This is a genomic window from Streptococcus cuniculi (assembly GCF_004570575.1).
Lineage (GTDB): Bacteria > Bacillota > Bacilli > Lactobacillales > Streptococcaceae > Streptococcus > Streptococcus cuniculi_A.
Genome location: NZ_SPPD01000011.1, coordinates 25,691 through 43,661 on the forward strand (window position 1 = coordinate 25,691; position 17,971 = coordinate 43,661).

A 17,971-nucleotide genomic window follows, 5' to 3' on the forward strand; every position below is an offset into this window, starting at 1 on the left:
ATTATAGTTGCCCAATAACGGGGTATCGATACGCTTAGATAACGCCATAACTGGAGGATTCCCTCAGGACCAAGGGAATTGTAATCAGGAGTTATGGTGAATAAGTGTTGAGAAGGTGGATATAAAAGAGGATAAGAAAATCAGCCTAACCTTCAAAAATGGAGTTCAGACTGGTTTATAAAAAAAGAAGGGTGTGTCAAAAGGATACGCCTTTTTGGTTTATCTGTGATATAATAAAAGAAGATATTTTGGGATACTTTGATACCCTTCTTGGCTTTCGTGCCCTCTTAAAAGGAAAAGAGTTGAAAGGATGTTCTCGATTTCAAGATATAAGGAGGTCTGCATACAGATGGTGAAGAAGATAATCGCAACAGACATGGATGGTACATTCCTCAGAGAAGACCATCAGTTCAACCGAGAACGTTTTCGCAAGATTCTGAATCAATTTCATGAAAAAGGCTATCTATTTGCAGCAGCAAGTGGGCGGTCGTTACAGAGTTTACAAGATGTTTTTCAGGGCTTTGAAGACGAGATGGCCTTTATCGCTGAAAATGGCTCCTTTGTGTCCTATAAGGGAGACGTTATTTTTGAAGATCAGCCGATTGCTCCTCAGGTATATATGGATATTGTTCATGGGCTAGAAGAAGGCCCCTACGGTAGTAGCGCTTTTGTTGTGTTATCAGGGAGAAATGCCGCCTATTTACTGACCAGTGCGGAGCAATCCTATGTTGAGATGATTTCTCAATTCTACTTGAAAATAACTCTAGTTTCAGATTTTTCTGAGGTGACAGAGGATATTGTTAAGATTGTGGCTACTTTTCCAGATGGGGAATTAGAAGCTGGTCAGGAGTGGTTGAATGAGCGATTTGACAGTGTGACTGCTGTTACGACTGGATTTGAATCAGTAGATATCATCTTGTCAGACAGCCATAAGGCAGTAGGTTTATATCATTTGTGTGAGCATTTTGGCGTGGATGCTGAGAATGTTGTCGCCTTTGGCGACAATCAAAATGACTTGGAAATGCTTGATTTTGCAGGGACTTCCCTTGCGACAAGCAATGCTAAGCCAGAAGTGAAAAAGGTAGCAGATGTAGTCATCGGTCACTGTAATGACGAAGCTGTTTTGACCTATATGGAGGAAATGTTAAATGAGTATTAAATTAATTGCCCTTGATTTAGATGGAACCTTGCTGACATCTGATAAGCGGATTTCAGCCGAAAATAAAAAAGCCCTTCAAGCAGCGCGCGAAAAGGGAGTGTATGTGGTTTTGACAACTGGCAGGCCTCTAAAAGCTATAGAACCTTTCTTAGAAGAACTAGACCTCTTAGGGGAGGGGAATTATTCGATAACCTTTAATGGTGGTTTGGTGCAGGAAAATACAGGTCGTGTGCTGGATAAAATGGGGTTTGATTTGGAGAAAGCGCGCACCATTCGAGCGGTCACTCAAGAATTGGGGCTGCCCCTAGCCCTATTGTTCGGTGGAACGGTTTATACTCTACCTTCTGAACAAAAATCCCTCTATGCAGCCTTGAGTCCCTTATTGGAAGCGGTTGATATGGACGATGCTGATTTGCCAGACATCGTCTATAATAAAGCGGTTACGGCAGTTGATGCAGCTTATCTAGATGAGCGCATTCCTCAAATACCTAAAGAACTATACGAGCAGTTTGAAATTTTTAAATCACGGGATATTCTGTTGGAATGGAGCCCCAAGGGTGTCCACAAGGCCAACGGTCTTACCAAATTGATTCAGCACTTGGGAATTGACCGATCAGAGGTCATGGCCTGTGGGGATGAAGAAAATGATTTGAGCATGGTTGAATGGGCAGGTCTTGGAGTGGCTATGGCAAATGCTAGTGCAGAGCTAAAGGAAGTTGCTCAAGTAGTCGCACCCTTGACCAACGATGAGCATGGTGTCGCTTGGGCGATCGAACAATACATAGTAAGTGAGGAATAGAATGGGGCTATTTGATCGATTATTTGGACGGAAAGACAAGGCAAAGGAAGAAGTACCTGTTCTTGAAGAACATCATGAAGAACAAGTTGTGGAAGAAGTTGCCCATGATATAGAACAGCACCATGATGAAGGGGAAGTCGGCCAAGATGTGGCAGAACTTAGGGACGAAACCCCAACGGAGCCTGTAGTAGAAGTGGTGGAAGTGAAAGAGGCTATATCAGAAGCCGGCACGGATATTTCAACGGATTTAACGCAAGATTTTATGTCAGAGCACAAGGTAGTAGAGGAAATAGCAACCGTCCCTGTGAACGATGTAGAGTCGGCTTATAAGCAGTCCGGGGCGAACGAGGCAGGTCTACAGTTAGAGCCTGAAAGTGAAGAAGAAAAATATCAGCGAACCTTGAAGAAAACGCGGACTGGATTCGGTGCTAAACTCAATGAATTTTTTGCCAATTTCCGTTCAGTAGACGAGGACTTCTTTGAAGAATTAGAGGAATTGCTCATCACCAGTGATGTAGGTGTGCAAGTAGCGTCCCATTTGACGGAAGAATTACGCTATGAAGCTCGCTTGGAAAATGCCAAAAAGCCGGAGACCTTGCGTCGCTTGATTATTGAGAAATTGGTTGACATTTATGAAAAAGACGGTCGGTTCAGTGAGCAGATTGCCTTTCAAGACGGCCTGACTGTTATGCTCTTTGTCGGTGTAAATGGCGTTGGAAAGACAACTTCAATTGGTAAATTAGCCTATCGTTATAAAGAAGCGGGCAAGAAAGTGATGCTGGTTGCAGCAGATACCTTCCGTGCAGGTGCTGTAGCCCAACTCGTTGAATGGGGGCGCCGTGTGGACGTCCCTGTCGTGACAGGACCAGAAAAATCCGACCCAGCTAGCGTAGTCTTTGACGGTATGGAAAGGGCGCTAGCAGAGCAGGTGGACATTTTGCTCATTGATACAGCAGGTCGCCTGCAAAACAAGGATAACCTCATGGCTGAGTTAGAAAAGATTGGCCGGATTATCAAGCGAAGTCTTCCTAATGCACCGCATGAGACGCTGTTAGCTCTTGATGCCTCGACTGGTCAGAATGCACTTGTTCAGGCTAAGGAATTTTCAAAAATTACCCCACTGACAGGTCTAGTTTTGACCAAATTGGACGGGACAGCACGCGGTGGTGTCGTACTTGCCATTCGCCAAGAATTGGACATCCCCGTGAAACTCATCGGTTTCGGAGAAAAGATAGACGACATCGGTGAGTTTCATTCCGAATCCTTTATGCGAGGCTTGTTAGAAGGTTTAGTATAAAAAAGAGTGGGACCTAGCGTGATATTGATATCACGAGTTGATCCTACTCTTTTTTTCTATTTCTTCCTTTTCAAGAGAGCTTCAATCCAGTCAGGAGCATAAGCAGATGTACAACCTTTAGGGACTTTTAGATCAGCATAAACTGCTAATGTACGTCCGATGTCTAGCCCCTGCTCCAAATAGTCAGGATAGGCGACCGCAATTTCAACCAGACATTGGTTCATGGTCCATTGGATAGGTTCTGCGACTGTCTGTAAATGAGTCTCTATAGTAGAAAGTGTTGCTTCGATTTCTTCGGGACTTGCTTGCTTCTTTGCGAAATACTTGCCTCGGAGTGCCCAGCCTAAACGCTGAAAGACAGGAGACTCCGCTTGTAGAAGCTCTTCCTCCCATTTTCTGGTATCTGAACGTTTGCTGAGAATGAGGCTGGTGAATTTATCAAGGACATTTTGTGAGACAGTGTCATCTAGGCAGGCTCGAATACTAGTTTCTGGTAGTTGATTGGGTTTTGCTTTGGCGATTTGAATGGCTAGATACTGAGCTTCTAAAATCCTCGTTTCCCATAAGGGCAGTAGGAGGTCAAGTTGGTTGGTATAGGGTTTAGCTAGGCGGGAAATAGCTCCCATAGGTACGCCATAGTAGGGTTGTGTTTCTTGTATTTTCGCATAGCGCTTGAGGGTGCCAGCATGGCTTGCGCTTTCAAGTTCTTTCAAGATAGGGTTGATGTTGGTCATATTTTCTCCTAAAAAAGAGGGATTCAAGGACGCTTGTGGCGCTTTTCTTGATTCCCTTTTTATGTAGATTCTTATAGCAATCCGCGTTCGCGATACCAGACATCAGGTGTCCAGCTCCATTTGCTACCATAGCTTTCTAATAAATCAAATGCGGCTTGTGGTCCCATACTGCCTGCTGGATAGTAGTGAAGTGGCACTTGGTTTTCCTGCCAAATACGAACGACTTGGTCGATAAACTGCCAGCTTGCCTTGACCTCTTCCCAGTGGCTAAAGTTGGTCGAGTCGCCGTGCAAGACATCATAGAAGAGTTTTTCGTATGCTTCTGGTGAATTGCCAAGGGCGGTGGCGTTATGGCGGAAGTTGAGTTTAGCAGGGGTCAGTGCAAAGTGTGAGCCGACTTCTTTTCCATTGATTGATAGGGAGAATCCTTCGGTTGGCTGGATGTAAATCGTCAAGACATTTTTTTCTGCATGTTGACCAAAGATGTCGTGCGCCTGTTTGAAGACAATGGTAATGCGGGTTCCTTTTTCTGTCAGGCGTTTGCCGGTACGGAAGAAGAAAGGCACATCACGAAAGGCATCGGTATCAACAAAGAAAACTCCGCTAGCAAAGGTTTCGGTCTGCGAACCTGCTGCGATATTTGGCTCTTCCAAATACCCCACATAATCTTTTCCATCAATATGCCCAGCGGTGTATTGACCCCTGATGAAATTGCGCTTGATTTCTTCTTCGGTCTGCTGTTTCAGATGTTGGAAGACCTTGATTTTCTCTGCCCGTACATCTGCCTCGCTAAAGCTAGCAGGCTTATCCATGGCAAGGAGGGAGAGAACTTGTAGAGCATGATTTTGAATCATGTCTTTCAAGGCACCTGAATGGTCATAGTAGCCCCCTCGATCTTCAACCCCAATCGACTCTGCGAAGTTGATTTGGACAGACTCGATGTAGTCACGGTTCCAGATATGCTCAAAAATGATATTGGCAAACCGCACAGCAAAGATATTTTGTACCATTTCTTTGCCAAGGTAATGGTCGATGCGGAAAATCTGCTCCTCTTCAAAAGTTTCTGACAACTCTTGATTGAGCTTTTCGGCTGTCTCTAGGCTTGTTCCGAAAGGTTTTTCAATAATGAGGCGCTCAAACCCTTTTCCATCAACGATTTGCTCCGATTTCAAGTGTTTGGCAATGGTTCCGAAGAACTCTGGTGCCATAGATAGGAAGAAAACCTTGTTGTGCTTGGTTTCATGCTTTGTTCCCAATGTTTCCTGTAATTGCTTTAGGGCAATGTAATGCCCGCTATCATTGACATCGTGGCTCTGGTAGTAAAAATGGCTGGCAAATTCATGGGCTTGGCGCGTGTTATCTGGTAAATCACCGAGCGATTCAATCACGACCTGTTCAAAATATTCCTTGGTCCATGGACGGCGCGCTGTACCAATCACGGCAAAGTGCTGTCCGATATGCCCAGCCTTATAGAGTCGAAAAAGCGAGGGATAGAGTTTGCGCTTGGCGAGATCCCCACTAGCTCCAAAAATAGTAAATAGTACGTGTGATGACATAGAATATTTCCAATCTGTAGAATTTAGTAGTAGTATATCATAAATTGTCTGAAAATTCACCTACTACTCGTTAAAAATCATATTCGGACCTTGTGAAGTCAACGTGCAGTTGTAGAGGCAGAATACGATGTTTAGAGACTAGCGATTAGCGATTGCGAGAGAGATTTTTTGACTAAAAGACACGGTAGACATAGGGATTTTTGGGTTGTTCAATCTTGGTGTATTCCGTCAGCTCAAGTGTTGGAAGAGCCTGCTGGAGGGAATTGTGATAGGAGAGTTTGATTGTTCCCTTGGCAGCCACCCACGTATTGTCTGGGAAAGTCGTATCTTGCCCTGTGGACAGTAGGCCGTAGACACCAGAATCGGCAATACAGTGGATAATTCCAAAGCGGAAGAGAAATTGCTGGTTGGGATTATCAGGGTCATTGTAGACAAAACCTACCATTTCAAGGTGTTTGCCGACAAATTCATTGGGATAGTCATAGATGGCCTCCATCACTTCCATGTAATTTTCGTTGGTAACGCTGATAATCTCTTGGTCTAAATAGCGTTCTGTGACCTTACGCATTTCACTTTGATAGTTGGATTTGGTGAAGTAGGCAGAAGTATCGGGTTTCAAGTATTGGACAGTGGTTCCTTCCTGCTCTTGAACCCCGGTATCCGTTCCTGCTGCGAGTGGGAAATGATAGCCCTTAGCCGCAACGGTCGCTGAGTCTAGATGGACCGTTGGAAAGCCCCAAGCGACAATCAGGGGAATGAGCAGGAGGGCAATGCTGGTCAGTTTGGCTATTTTCGTTGATAAATGGCTATGCGTTTCCAGTTGCTTAACCCAGACATAGAGCTGGACGAGGGCCAGCAGGAAGGTTAAGACCATGGAGAGATAGGCTAGATAAGAGTAATGCAGGTTGATGTACTGGTCGAGTTTTCCAGAAACGTAGAGATAGAGGGTCATTTCAAAATAACCTGCTAATAATAAGAATCGAATCATGTTAGAGACCTCCTATCGCAAGACAATACAGGGTGATGACAACAGAGATTATCCCGATAAATTGCAGAATAAAAGATGTTTTAAAGGAATGCTGCATCATGATGAGGTTTTTAATGTCAATCATGGGACCGATGACGAGAAAGGCCATGATGGGCGCAAAGCCAAAGCTCGAAAGGAGGGATGCCCCGATAAAAGCATCGGCTTCTGAACAGAGGGATAACAAAAAAGCAAGCAGCATCATCAAGAGAATGGCTGTAAAGGGATTGTGACCAATCTGGGTCAAGATACTGGTCGGAATGTAGACTTGGACGAGGCTGGCAAAGAGACAGCCAAACACCAAGTAGCGACCTGTATCAAAAAATTCGTCGATACTTTGTACCAAGGCTTGTCCCACTTTGCTCCAGCCACTCAAATGGGAAAAATCATGCGTATGCAAGGGAGAAACCTGTTCTTTTAAAATAGAGCCTGTCTGGAAAAATCCCAGAAAAATCCCTAAGACTAGAGCAACCAGAATCGAACCCAGTGCGCGGTAGAATGCGAATTTGACTGAATTCCCAAAAGCGGTAAAGGTCGCAAATAGGACAATCGGATTGATGACAGGGGCAGTTGCGAGGAAGGGAATAGCCGTATAAGTCGGCACTTTTTTCTCCAACAATCGGTTGACAATCGGTACAATCCCACATTCGCAAGAGGGGAAGATAAAGCCGATAAAGGTTCCAAAGAGGATTCTCAAAAAACGATTGTTAGGTAGGGCCTGATGGACACGGTCTGGTGTGACATACACCTCGATAAAGCCTGAAATCAGGGAACCGATGAGGACAAAGGGCAGGGCCTCAATGATAATGGAAAGAAAAATCGCTCCTGCTTGTAAGACAGAAGCTGGCAGGTTTTGAAATCCCAACATGGCCGAACCTACTTCTCAGAGGTTTTCTTGGCAGGAGTTTCTTTTTTTACCTTGGAATCAGGAAATTCCACCTGCTCCAGTGCATCAAAAGAGGCAAATTCTTCCAACATTTTTTCTAAATCATCTTTTCGTTTGTATGTGACAGCCATGAGGCACCTCCAAATAGTATGTTTCGTTTCATAGTTAATAATTCTATTATACTCTTTCTTCTTAAAAAAAGCAGAAATCAGACATGTGTAGCAAGAGAAATATTGCAGGACAGTCGTCTAAAGGGAATTGCTCAAGAGGATGAAGTTCTCCGTGTTTCCGAGAAGCAATTTAACAGCATGCAGGCAATGGCAGTTGCCCTTGGTGATGATACAGCAAATGTATCATAAAAAATATTGCTTTTTTATTGTTAGTGAATGTTATTCCACAGAAACTGGTGTATAATGATAATAAAGCGAGGGAGGAAGAAAGCATGAAGAAATGGTTTAGAGCTATTTTGTTAGTGATGTGTATAATTGGAATTTTAGGAGGGTGTAGTATGGAAAAGGAAACCTTGACGAGAGAGCAACAGGACAATGTTGTTAGATGGATTGCAAGAAATTATAATGTAGAGTCAATCGAATTTATGACATTCAATAAGGATTTAAAAACTGGGTCGTATCATTTGAGGTTTAAGCTAAACAAAGACCATCATTCTGGAATCACGGTTAATACACTATCAGAATTTGATAGTTCTTATGAAAGTGTTAGACTGGGAGCGCTTGAAGATTTTCATGACATTAGTAGACGTAGTGCTATTCCCAAAAATGAAGAAGTTGATATTTCTCACATTGAGGTAACTTATTTAGGAGAATAATGATGGCAGTAGCAGATGAAAAATACAATTGGTTATCAAATCAAGTATATTGGGTTGATAAATTAAAGCAAAATAAAGATTATTCTTTGAAAGAAGGAAAAACTTATCCTTATAACTCAAAGGATGAAAGCTTAGGTCAATTCCGAGTTCTCAAAGTAGCAGATAACAAATCTAACGGTATGCAGGCAATGGCAGTTGCGCCTGTTGTGAATGGAGTTGTGGACTACGACAATATTACAATTGCTTACGCAGGAACAAACTTTAGCGACCCAAATGATCGTCGTACGGATCTGGAGAATGTCATACAAGGACGCGAGGGATTAACCGCAGATTTTCGAAGTATAGAGAACATAGATAGTCAAGTAGATACGGCTTTAGAGTTTGCAGCAGATATCCAAAAGGAATATCCTCAAGCCACGCTCTCTACAACAGGGCATTCTCTAGGAGGTTATCTTGCTCTCTTAGTTGCGGTAAAAAAACAAGTGGGCTTCAACAGCCTTTAATGGACCAAGTCCCGATAATATGTTGACAAAAGAAGAAATTGCTTGGGCTAAAGAGCATACGGATATCCTTATCAATTATCGCAATACGAAAGACTGGCTGGGCAATTATGGTGGAGATCCGTTGGGGATTGCACGCTATGTGGATCCCTATAAGGACGCAGGACTATTTGATATTTTATATTATCATGGACTTTCAACATGGAAATTTGATAAGCACGGTAATCTTATTGACAAATACGGTCTCGTTGTGGATCGCCAGAATTATCGAGCAGGGGTTGATATTGATGGAGACGGGGTGGAGGATATCCATCTGGATCCTGATAAGGTTGACCCGAGGAACCTGTTTCTCGCCAGTAGCAAGCTCGATCGGGCAGGCGGTCGAACGATTAATGTCAATCCAGATAGTCTAAGAATGCTCTCGAGTAATCTAAGGATGTTAGCCCTGACGGATATTCCAGCCATGATTCGAGCGTGTCAGCTCTGCCAAGAGAAAAATGCCAATATCCAAGGAGATTTTGAGACACGAAAGCAGAGGGTGGAAGAAAGTATTGTCCAGCGTTTTAAGGGAACAAGGCTAACCGAGGTCTTCTACCGACTTCACGACTCTCTTGGTCAGATGCTGAATAAAAAGACAATCTTTGAAGACCTATCGTCTCCTCGCACCCTGACCAATACGTTTTCAGACCCAGCTTATATTGAGAGCGGTGCCTACTTGGAACTTTCTGCCTACAATAGTATGCTGTCTCGGCTTGCGGAAAATAGTAGACATCTGGCACAGCAATTGAATGATGAGAAACGGGGCGGATTCCAGAATGGCTCTCCCCTCAATCCAACCCCAACTGCCCTCAAGTCCTCTATGGTTTTGGAAGACACAGCCGAGAGGCTCAAAAAGAAGAGTGAAAGCATCTTTGAGGGGACAGGATTACGGGAAGGAAAACCAGACGGTATTAGCCAATCCTTAACAGAAGTCTTGGAAGTAGAGCAAAAAAATCTTAAGGAACTGCAGACGGCAGTCGAAAACGTATCGCGCCTAACCTTGAGTTTAGCCAATAACTTTAAAGCGATGGATGATTGGTTGCAAGGTCAACTGTCCAGTGGCAGTGGTATGGCAGGTTTTTCCGTCCAGCATGTGCCAGCTTCTTATCAGGCTTATCTGGAAGAGTCGGCTATTTTTGATGATGTGAAAGATGTCTTACAGGCCTTTGATCAGCAAGTAGAAGAACGCAGTAATCAGTATGCCAAGGAGGTGGCAGTTGCCTTTTCAGAAGCCTTTCAACAAGTTCAATATTCTTTAGAGAGATGGACGGAGCAATTGTTGCCCTTTCAGCATACGGTGGATGCGGTGCAATCCTCTTTTGACATCAGGATCTATGTCGATAAGAAACAGATGGTAGATGATAAGACAAGGGTCACGCGGACTTACTGGGGTCAATTAGTGGAATTATATGATACCACCACTTCAGCAGCCATTCTTTCTGCCCAGCAAGAACTCCCACCCCTCACAGACAATGTGATAGGAGCACTTGAGGTGATCCGTTCTGCTAAAAGTGACCTGCAAAATCTAAAACCTCAATTAAAGGCAATCATTGAGGAAGGGGTCTATACTGCCTTTGATCTGGACGAGATTATTGCCAATCATAAAATAATCAAAAGTTATAGCAGTCGTATCCTGCAGGAGCTAGACTATGTAATCACAACAATCTCCAGTCAAATGACAGGTCAAGCCATTACAAGCCTGTCAGAACAGCTAGGAAAGGTTCGCCAATTGATCAGCTATTTCAATCAATTGGTCGGAGACTGTTTCGGCGACCAAGATGGAGGAGAAACCCTACCAAGCGGTGTCTTAGAATCCAAGGCTTATCAATTCTCAAAACGTTAATACAAACGTTACTGTGTCAATCTTCAGCGGAGCTTTTTGGTTCAAGTTGGTTCAAATTGTTTCGCTGCTTAGAGAAGATAATAAATTTAAGGCATCGGCATCTTGCTGGTGCTTTTTTTCTGGCATTAGCTCTAAGTAATAGTTTTGTGTAGTTTGAATATTGCAGTGTCCAAGTCGTTTGGATACATAAACAATATCAATTCCTTTTGAGAACAAAAATGATGCATGAGTGTCTCGTAAACCATGAAAGGTTGTTTCGGGGATATCTAATTGCTTGAGTAGACGTTTCAAGCGATAAGCCTGTTTGAAGTTATCAGTATCAAAAATATATCCATTAGATTTGACCGGAATTTTTTGTAACAGCTTATAGATTTCTGGGTTGATACTGACATCTCGTTTGGAGTTTTTTGTTTTTAAGGAAGTATCGGCTGAAGTCGGACTAATAGAGCGTCTTACTTGAATACCATATTCAAATATGTCTTCTGGTCTAATTCCCAGTAATTCTCCACGTCTCATCCCTGTTTCAAGTGCTAAGAGAGTTAAAATATTAAATTCATCTTCTGTATTATTTAATAAATAACTTCTAAGTTTACTCAAATGAGTAATGGAAAGGGCCTTGTTTCTTTTTGGGGTTTGCTGCCCTCGTGCTTTTACTAGAGAAAGAAAATCAGTGTGAATATACCCTTTCGCATAGGCGTATCGGAGAGATGTTTTGATTTTTAAAAGTAGCTCATGTGTAGTCTTTTTAGAGTGCGTTTTGCTAAAATGGTCGATTTTCTTCTGAACAACAACATCATTCAGGTTTTTTAGCTTAATATTTTTAAACAATATCTTTATTTCTTTAAGTGCCCGTTCATAGTTGTAGAACGTCGATTCTCGAACATCTTTTTGTTTGATAACATAGAGCCAGTTTTCAAAAAACTCTGGGAAATAAACTTCTCTGTTTGAGAGTTGCTTTCCTTTTCCTTTCTCTAATTCCATCTCTAAAGCCCATAACTCCGCTTCTGATTTCGTTTTGAAAGTTTGGATTAACTTTTTATGTTGTCCGTACTTATATAATGAAATTTGTACTTTATATTTTTTACCTACCTTTGTAATACTAGCCATTGTTCAATCCTTCTTTCTAAAAAAGATTGATAAACTACATCTGAATACAAGTATATTATACCTGGTTTTTTAGTAGTTATCAATTCTTTTCTTTTAACAATTAAACTAATTTTTTATTTACGAAATTTATCAATTCTTTACGGGTATATCGCTCTCGACTTCCAATCATGAACCGTTTGAATTGGTCATCAGCTCTGAAAATTTTGTCAAATGACTTGGGGTCAATACCTAGAAAGTCAGACGCCTGTTGTCTTGTTAATAGATAGTTATTCATTCTCATCTGTAGTTCTCACCTCGTTTAATGCTTTTAATAGTTGAAAACTAATATCTGTATCATGGTAGTTATCAACTGTATCAAGGGTATAAAAAGGATTATCTATAGTTCGTTCACAGTCTTTAACAAATACCTTTAGAAGGGGCTCAAAAGCATAAAAAATAATTTCTTTTTCCTCAACCTCCGCTACAACTCTTATACGTCGTAACAACTGACTAGCTCTATCAATCGTGTTGTTAATTCGTCCGTGTTTAGACATTTCATTAAAAAAATCAGAAGGTGAATAAGGTGTTGTGACAATATATACATTCGCAACCAGAGGCTTATCAAAATATCTACTACTTGCCATTGCCTGATTGTTATAAGGGTCAAATATCTTTAATAGGTCAGCATATTCAAAAAGATTGGGACGTAATTCGTCTAAAATAACGACATGCTCCATATTGTAACGCTGGAAAGGGTCACGGCTTGAACCTGTGATAAAATAGTGTTGGTCATATTGATTTGCATAGTGCCTTGCTAGGCGAGTTTTGCCAGTTCCAGTCTGTCCAAACAGCCAAATAACTGTCACAGGTTCTTGTTTTTCTCTCATCTCTTGTCTCCAAGCCTCAGCCCTTATCTCAAGAGACTTGATGTATACAGCTTCTATCTTAGGTTTAGCTTTTGCATACTGTGAACCTGTTAACTGCTGCTCAATTTCTTCTTTTGTGATTTGACCTGCATAGAGTAAATCTAAATAATTATTGATAACAGTAGTATCGTTAATTTTTTGATGCCTATTGACATGATTTTCTATTTTTTCTAGCAACTCAATATAGTCAAAATTAGCTATTACCTCTTTAGGCTCATATAAATGTTTATTTAAAACAGATGTTGTATGATGTACTAAGTAGGAATAAGCATTGTTAACACTGCCATTCCATTTTTCAAAACAATTCTGAGGTTGGTCAATCAGTTTTGCTAGATTCGCCATACTTCGTGCATTCTCAAATTGCAAGACGATATGAACATGAGGCTCTACTAATTCATTGCTCTCATTCCTATCTTTATCATGGATAATCCCCGCAAATTTTTTGGGTGTTAATTTTTCACTAATATCCGTTAAAATATCTTGTAAATTTGAATGTTTCAGATATTTCAATTGTTGGACAAACATGACATTTTTACATTTGGTATTCAAATGGTCTTACCGTCCTTTCTCTTATGTATGTTCTTATCATATCAAAGAAAAGAAGCACGAATTTTATCTATTTTTAAAAAGATTTTTGGAAAAACGATAAAGTAAGATTTTTATAGTCTATTTAAAATATTGTTAAAAGAAGCAAAGACAGGTAAGTATAAAATTGGAACCGATGGAACTAAATTTATTGGTAACAATAACAAGCCCTGTTACCAATCAGTGAGGTGAGAAATAGCAGATGGAACTAAAACTGTTGAAAACTCTTGGGGCTTTTGCTTCAAAGCAAGCCCCAAGTTTTCAACGATATTCTATAGTATACCACCTAAACAGATATAATATTTACCATCTTTTTTGAATGGAGAAAATTTATAATCTGGATATTCATTCGCAACATAGTCTCTGATTTTTGGTAACATTTTAGTGAGCAAATCAGTTACTTGTACGGTAGCTGGTGCTTTGATGAGGATAAGACATTCAGAATAGTCCAAATCCACATAGCAATGCTTAAGAAGTTTATTGTACTGTTTGTATATTTTAGATGATTGTTTACTCTCCCGTAAATCTTCTTTTGAGTCTTCGAGTCTCATGAATTTTCTAAGCTTATAGGTAGCTAGAAATGATTTAAACCAATTGAACAGACCATCGTATAATATTCTATTCACAATATTGATTGTAATAAGAATCATAAATGTAAGAAGTAGAATAGCTAGCACTAGTCCGGCAGTTATTTTAAGCCAGAAAATAATCAACGCTACAAATTCTAAATAAGGAATATTGAGACTCTGGATTGTTTTTAACAGAACGGATAGCCCAAAATCAAAAACGATTATTAAAATACCAAAGGCAAATACGTTCACAAGTTTATTTATTGTTTTTGTAAATAATGTCATAAAACATTCCCTCCGTTAAATGAATAAGTGGGTGTGAGTAGTGGCAATATCTGATGGGGCGAATCGCTATCAATTATCTGGACAAGTCCTGTCCCTTGTCCAGTAGGAATGACTAGTCCTGTAACATCAAAATCTGGAAATAAAAATTGTGTAGTTCTTGAATTGACGATGCCCACCTGTATTAGGACAGTAGCCTGATCTCTTACAGAAGTTGGGATGGTTTGATGGTCGAACCGCTGGCTAACTAGAATTAAACCGACTTTAGTTGCTCGACCTAATAGAGCAATCTGGCTAATAAGAGAGAAAAATATCTCTTTCAACTGCTTAGGAATACCTTCAGTTAGAGCCATCACCTCATCGATAATGATCGTATATCGTTTAAAAGACTGTTGAGGATTGTCATATAGTTGCTGTTGTCGTTTGTGAATGAGGTCGACTGCTAGACTCAAACTATTGTTGATTTGTGTAATAAAATCCGATTTAGAGCGATTAGAATGTGGTGCAATCACCCCAACATTGTTTTCGCGACACCACCGACTAGGTGCATCAAACTTTGGGTCTACAACAACTAAATCAGACCGAAGTTTCAGCATTTCTAAAAGATAGGTCAAACAATATGATTTACCAGAGCCGCTATTTCCACTGATAATAATGGTAGTCATTTTATCTATGTTTATATTTGCAATCCCATCTGCCATGAGAGGAATTCGGCTACTCCCTGCAAGTTGATGCGAATACAACCTTAGGTCGTTGATAATAAGACGCTTTGGAACTCCATCTATCCACGGAAATTCAAATGCTCGGCTTCTATGAATATCATCAATACCCGTTTGTACAATGCGTGCAGCATTCTGTTTTAATACAGTTTTATACGGATAACTCGCAACAGATGTAATAGTATAAATTTTTTGGTAAAGTTCCTCAGTAAGCACAAAGCCAGCTGGAATGAATGGAATAAATAACATCCCATTATCTGATATCTTTATATCAAAACTATGATTATATGAATTTTCTGCATCTAACGCTAACCCCATATTTAGAGATTGTGTTAAATGATGTTTTAAAATTTCATGACTTATAGTCATTTTGCACCTCTTTCTCCCTGTATTGTGGCAGAGAAAATTTCTTCTCTGCCACAATACAGGATTATGTTATTTTAACTGACTGGAATGATATTTTTAGCTCGGAAATAGACAGTGTAGTTAACCACAACAGCTTCTAAATCCTCTAATGTGACTGGACTCAAAAATGCTGGCAACTTGATTTTGTTCTCAAATTTTACTTTGAATGGACCCGTGCCTTCTTGAACGAACCAAGCTGAGTACGCTATAATATTTCCAGTAGATTTACCATCTACATATTCATATCGAGCTTCTAACTCAATGCTAAGAGTATAAATAGGATTCTCTAACGAAACATAATCCAATGCAGTAGCTGTACTATAACCGCCTTTTTTAGTAAATGCCTTCATGAGCATTACCTTCTTTCTTTTGATTTTTTAGTAACATGGCCATGTTTACTATAATGTTATTATAATCTACATGTGAGATTGATATTTTATCTATTTTGAAGAAAATACAGTGAAAAATGATAAACTTTCTAGGGCAAGAATTTAGGCACTCTCATAGCGAATGTCCTCCTTTCATTTTATTAAAGGATTAGCTAATCTTTATATTTAGATTATATATTAGTTTTTGACTTCATATTTTATCTATTTTTAAGAAAGTATTGTGAAAAATGATAACCCCCCCCACTTACAGAGGTGAGCAATAGCTACCTAAAATGTCATTGTTGTATACGACTGTAACAAAAAACGCCCTTTTAAAGGCGTTTATTTTTTCTTAAATAGTCTGATATAGTCTTGCTTGCTATGGATAACGTTAGATACAAAAACGGCTTTTCTATCTTCTAAGATGTGATAAAAAGCGAGGTAGTCTCCTAAAACAATGCAACGGGTATTATAAGGTGGATAAATGGGTTTTCCTACTCTCTCGTCTGCGTTAAAACCTGCTTCTGGGAAAACTCCAAGGCGTTCCAGTCCGCAAAGAATATTGTTGATGGTGTTAGCTCCAGCCTGTTCTGAAAAGTATGTCATTTCAATGTAGCTTTTTATAGCTCTTAGCTGTTCTTGCACGGTTTCGGGAATAATAAGACTATAGAGTTTCTCATCGGATACCAAGATTAGCCCTCACTTCACTAGTGTTATACACCCGTCCCTGTTCTAAATCGTCAAAACTTTTTGCAATTTCAGCGCGTAAGTCTGCAAGTAATTTAGCCCGTTCTTTATCAGTATCAGTTTCAAAAGGTAAGGCTTTATTTTGTACGATATTTTCTAAAAATAAATTAAAGCTAGCTGTCATATCAAGGTTTTGGGCTGAGATAATGGCTTTAGCTTTTTCTAGTAAATCGCTGTTCGTTTTAAAGTTGACCTGCGTATTTTTTTCTAAAGTGTGCATAGTAGCACCTCCTTAAAGGTATTATAACACTTTAAACTATATTTGTATAGTCTCGTATATTCGGTCGTGTATATGTTTTTTATGTCTATACTGATATTTCCTCTGTATATAACCTTTTTAGTCCCTTTTCAAGGTTCAATTCTTAGTATGATGGTTATTTCGTTAGCTACATCATGTTTAGGAATTATCTAAACTATCATCATCTATATCTATATCCCATGGACAGGCTGGTACATGTAAAGGTACGACTGATTTTTGGTTATTATTGAGATAATAATTTGTAATTTCAGTCATATCACAATAATAGTGGAATAGAGGATTATTTTCTACACTGTCTGTACGTGTATCCAATCTGATTGGTTTTTCTAAAAGATTTGAAAGGTTTAAAGCCAAAATACTTTGAAGTTGATATTGACTAATGAAAGAAAGATAGTAAATATTTTTATCATTATCTAATGTTTTTTTGAAAAATAAATTATTTAAAAAATTAACAACATCTAAATTAGTTATAAGTAGGATAAAGTTTTCAAATTTGAATCTATCGCTTAGCTTAGAAGACAGTGTATATTTAGTATACTCATCTTTGTACTCCATATCCTCGTCATCATAGTTGGAGGTTTTGAAGGGGATTTCTGTAGCGTAGGTTAATTTTTCTAGTTTTTTCTTGAAGACAGGAAATAAATTGTATATCAAATCATCAATGATAGCATTAAAAGCATTTGTTAAAAGGGAAGTGCCAACCGATGATACGATTTCTTTGATAAAATTTCCAGAGTTTGATGCTAACAATTGTTTAATTTTTTCGTTTTCTTTTTCCAATAATTTATTACGTTTATTTTTTTCATGTTCTGCTAGAGGGCTGTACAAGAAATGAATGATGAATGCTTTATTAAATTCAGGATAGAGAAGCATGAATTTAATGAGAATATTGGATAATTCTTCATATTTTCTATTATACTCTATATCGACAAATTCACGACTTATGTTATCCGTTGGTTGAGGTTTTTCGCCATTTAACAGTAAAGTATATAGCAATATGGAAAGTAAATCTTTTAAATCTTCATCATTTCCAAAGAATAATTTGATTTGGTCGCCATTTGTTAAGTAGTTTGCTAGAGCGTTTCTTTCAGTATCTGACATAAAGTCTCGCATTGATTGAATTTTTCCGTTTTCGATAAAAGAGAGACGAGAACTAGCACTCTTCGTTTTCAGCCCAACCATCTCACTGAATTCGGTAAGTTCAAGTTGGCTTAGCTTTTTCTCTTTTCGGAAATCTCTGATACGTTTACCAATTTTTTTATAAAGATACTCTTCAAAATTTTCAATCATGATATATTCTCCTTCTGTAAAAAAACTTACTCCTCTAGTTGAGAGAAGTAAGTGTTATATCTTATAAGGCCA

21 protein-coding genes are annotated in these 17,971 nt (G+C 39.5%); 7 read left to right on the forward strand and 14 right to left on the reverse strand.

Translation table 11 applies throughout. The features are described 5' to 3' along the window. Positions 1-349: 349 nt before the first annotated feature. From E4T82_RS07870 to ftsY, 3 genes are read left to right on the forward strand one after another with little or no spacing between them, the layout of a single operon-like run. Positions 350-1,159 (forward strand): Cof-type HAD-IIB family hydrolase, encoded by an 810-nt coding sequence (locus E4T82_RS07870; RefSeq protein ID WP_135182296.1) that lies wholly within the window; start codon positions 350-352, stop codon positions 1,157-1,159. Next, positions 1,149-1,958 carry a Cof-type HAD-IIB family hydrolase gene (locus tag E4T82_RS07875; protein WP_135182297.1) on the forward strand — a complete coding sequence of 270 codons (810 nt, stop codon included), beginning with the start codon at positions 1,149-1,151 and terminating at the stop codon, positions 1,956-1,958. The genes E4T82_RS07870 and E4T82_RS07875 overlap by 11 nt, the downstream gene beginning before the upstream one ends. A gap of 1 nt (position 1,959) precedes the next feature. Then, entirely contained in the window at positions 1,960-3,255 is a 1,296-nt protein-coding gene (gene ftsY, locus E4T82_RS07880) for a signal recognition particle-docking protein FtsY (RefSeq protein ID WP_135182298.1), read from the forward strand. Positions 3,256-3,311: 56 nt separating this feature from the next. On the opposite strand, the gene E4T82_RS07885 is transcribed toward ftsY, so the two are convergent. The 5 genes from E4T82_RS07885 to E4T82_RS12520 all read right to left on the reverse strand — a co-directional run bounded on the left by E4T82_RS07885 (position 3,312) and on the right by E4T82_RS12520 (position 7,586). Continuing rightward, complete coding sequence (locus tag E4T82_RS07885; protein WP_135182299.1) at positions 3,312-3,989, reverse strand: DNA alkylation repair protein; 678 nt, start codon at positions 3,987-3,989, stop codon at positions 3,312-3,314. Between the two features lie 71 nt (positions 3,990-4,060). After that, positions 4,061-5,545: a glucose-6-phosphate dehydrogenase gene (gene zwf / locus E4T82_RS07890; RefSeq protein ID WP_135182300.1), complete on the reverse strand. Its 1,485-nt coding sequence runs from the start codon at positions 5,543-5,545 to the stop codon at positions 4,061-4,063. A 172-nt stretch (positions 5,546-5,717) separates the two neighbouring features. After that, positions 5,718-6,533: a TIGR03943 family putative permease subunit gene (locus E4T82_RS07895; protein ID WP_135182301.1), complete on the reverse strand. Its 816-nt coding sequence runs from the start codon at positions 6,531-6,533 to the stop codon at positions 5,718-5,720. Position 6,534: 1 nt separating this feature from the next. Further along, positions 6,535-7,437, reverse strand: coding sequence for a permease (locus E4T82_RS07900; protein ID WP_135182302.1), 903 nt, complete (start codon positions 7,435-7,437; stop codon positions 6,535-6,537). An 8-nt stretch (positions 7,438-7,445) separates the two neighbouring features. Beyond that, on the reverse strand, positions 7,446-7,586 hold the full coding sequence (locus E4T82_RS12520; RefSeq protein WP_167753595.1) for an SPJ_0845 family protein: 141 nt from the start codon (positions 7,584-7,586) through the stop codon (positions 7,446-7,448). A 102-nt stretch (positions 7,587-7,688) separates the two neighbouring features. On the opposite strand from E4T82_RS12520, the gene E4T82_RS13005 reads away from it, so the two are divergent. The 4 genes from E4T82_RS13005 (at position 7,689) to E4T82_RS07915 (ending at position 10,663) form a co-directional block, all read left to right on the forward strand. Continuing rightward, entirely contained in the window at positions 7,689-7,814 is a 126-nt protein-coding gene (locus E4T82_RS13005; RefSeq protein ID WP_265588315.1) for a hypothetical protein, read from the forward strand. Between the two features lie 83 nt (positions 7,815-7,897). Continuing rightward, positions 7,898-8,281, forward strand: coding sequence for a hypothetical protein (locus tag E4T82_RS07905; RefSeq protein ID WP_228065104.1), 384 nt, complete (start codon positions 7,898-7,900; stop codon positions 8,279-8,281). 2 nt (positions 8,282-8,283) lie between these two features. Continuing rightward, positions 8,284-8,784 (forward strand): lipase family protein, encoded by a 501-nt coding sequence (locus E4T82_RS07910; RefSeq protein ID WP_135182303.1) that lies wholly within the window; start codon positions 8,284-8,286, stop codon positions 8,782-8,784. A 19-nt stretch (positions 8,785-8,803) separates the two neighbouring features. After that, entirely contained in the window at positions 8,804-10,663 is a 1,860-nt protein-coding gene (locus tag E4T82_RS07915; protein WP_135182304.1) for an SA1320 family protein, read from the forward strand. 51 nt (positions 10,664-10,714) lie between these two features. Here the strand turns inward: E4T82_RS07915 and E4T82_RS07920 are convergent, their stop codons facing one another. The 9 genes from E4T82_RS07920 to E4T82_RS07960 all read right to left on the reverse strand — a co-directional run bounded on the left by E4T82_RS07920 (position 10,715) and on the right by E4T82_RS07960 (position 17,899). Next, positions 10,715-11,770: a site-specific integrase gene (locus tag E4T82_RS07920; RefSeq protein WP_135182305.1), complete on the reverse strand. Its 1,056-nt coding sequence runs from the start codon at positions 11,768-11,770 to the stop codon at positions 10,715-10,717. 100 nt (positions 11,771-11,870) lie between these two features. After that, positions 11,871-12,044 carry a DNA-binding protein gene (locus E4T82_RS12815; protein ID WP_228065107.1) on the reverse strand — a complete coding sequence of 58 codons (174 nt, stop codon included), beginning with the start codon at positions 12,042-12,044 and terminating at the stop codon, positions 11,871-11,873. Beyond that, positions 12,037-13,200, reverse strand: coding sequence for a Rep family protein (locus E4T82_RS07930; protein WP_135182306.1), 1,164 nt, complete (start codon positions 13,198-13,200; stop codon positions 12,037-12,039). The genes E4T82_RS12815 and E4T82_RS07930 overlap by 8 nt, the downstream gene beginning before the upstream one ends. Before the next feature lie 332 nt (positions 13,201-13,532). Further along, positions 13,533-14,114, reverse strand: a complete 582-nt coding sequence (locus tag E4T82_RS07935; RefSeq protein ID WP_135182307.1) for a hypothetical protein — start codon at positions 14,112-14,114, stop codon at positions 13,533-13,535. Beyond that, positions 14,111-15,193 (reverse strand): ATP-binding protein, encoded by a 1,083-nt coding sequence (locus E4T82_RS07940; protein ID WP_135182341.1) that lies wholly within the window; start codon positions 15,191-15,193, stop codon positions 14,111-14,113. Before E4T82_RS07940 ends, E4T82_RS07935 begins: the two co-directional genes overlap by 4 nt. Positions 15,194-15,270: 77 nt before the next feature. Further along, positions 15,271-15,591 carry a hypothetical protein gene (locus E4T82_RS07945; protein ID WP_135182308.1) on the reverse strand — a complete coding sequence of 107 codons (321 nt, stop codon included), beginning with the start codon at positions 15,589-15,591 and terminating at the stop codon, positions 15,271-15,273. 354 nt (positions 15,592-15,945) lie between these two features. Continuing rightward, complete coding sequence (locus E4T82_RS07950) at positions 15,946-16,293, reverse strand: type II toxin-antitoxin system RelE/ParE family toxin (RefSeq protein ID WP_135182309.1); 348 nt, start codon at positions 16,291-16,293, stop codon at positions 15,946-15,948. Continuing rightward, complete coding sequence (locus E4T82_RS07955; protein ID WP_135053284.1) at positions 16,280-16,570, reverse strand: type II toxin-antitoxin system RelB/DinJ family antitoxin; 291 nt, start codon at positions 16,568-16,570, stop codon at positions 16,280-16,282. Before E4T82_RS07955 ends, E4T82_RS07950 begins: the two co-directional genes overlap by 14 nt. 177 nt (positions 16,571-16,747) lie before the next feature. Beyond that, complete coding sequence (locus E4T82_RS07960; protein ID WP_135182310.1) at positions 16,748-17,899, reverse strand: helix-turn-helix domain-containing protein; 1,152 nt, start codon at positions 17,897-17,899, stop codon at positions 16,748-16,750. Positions 17,900-17,971 lie beyond the last annotated feature (72 nt).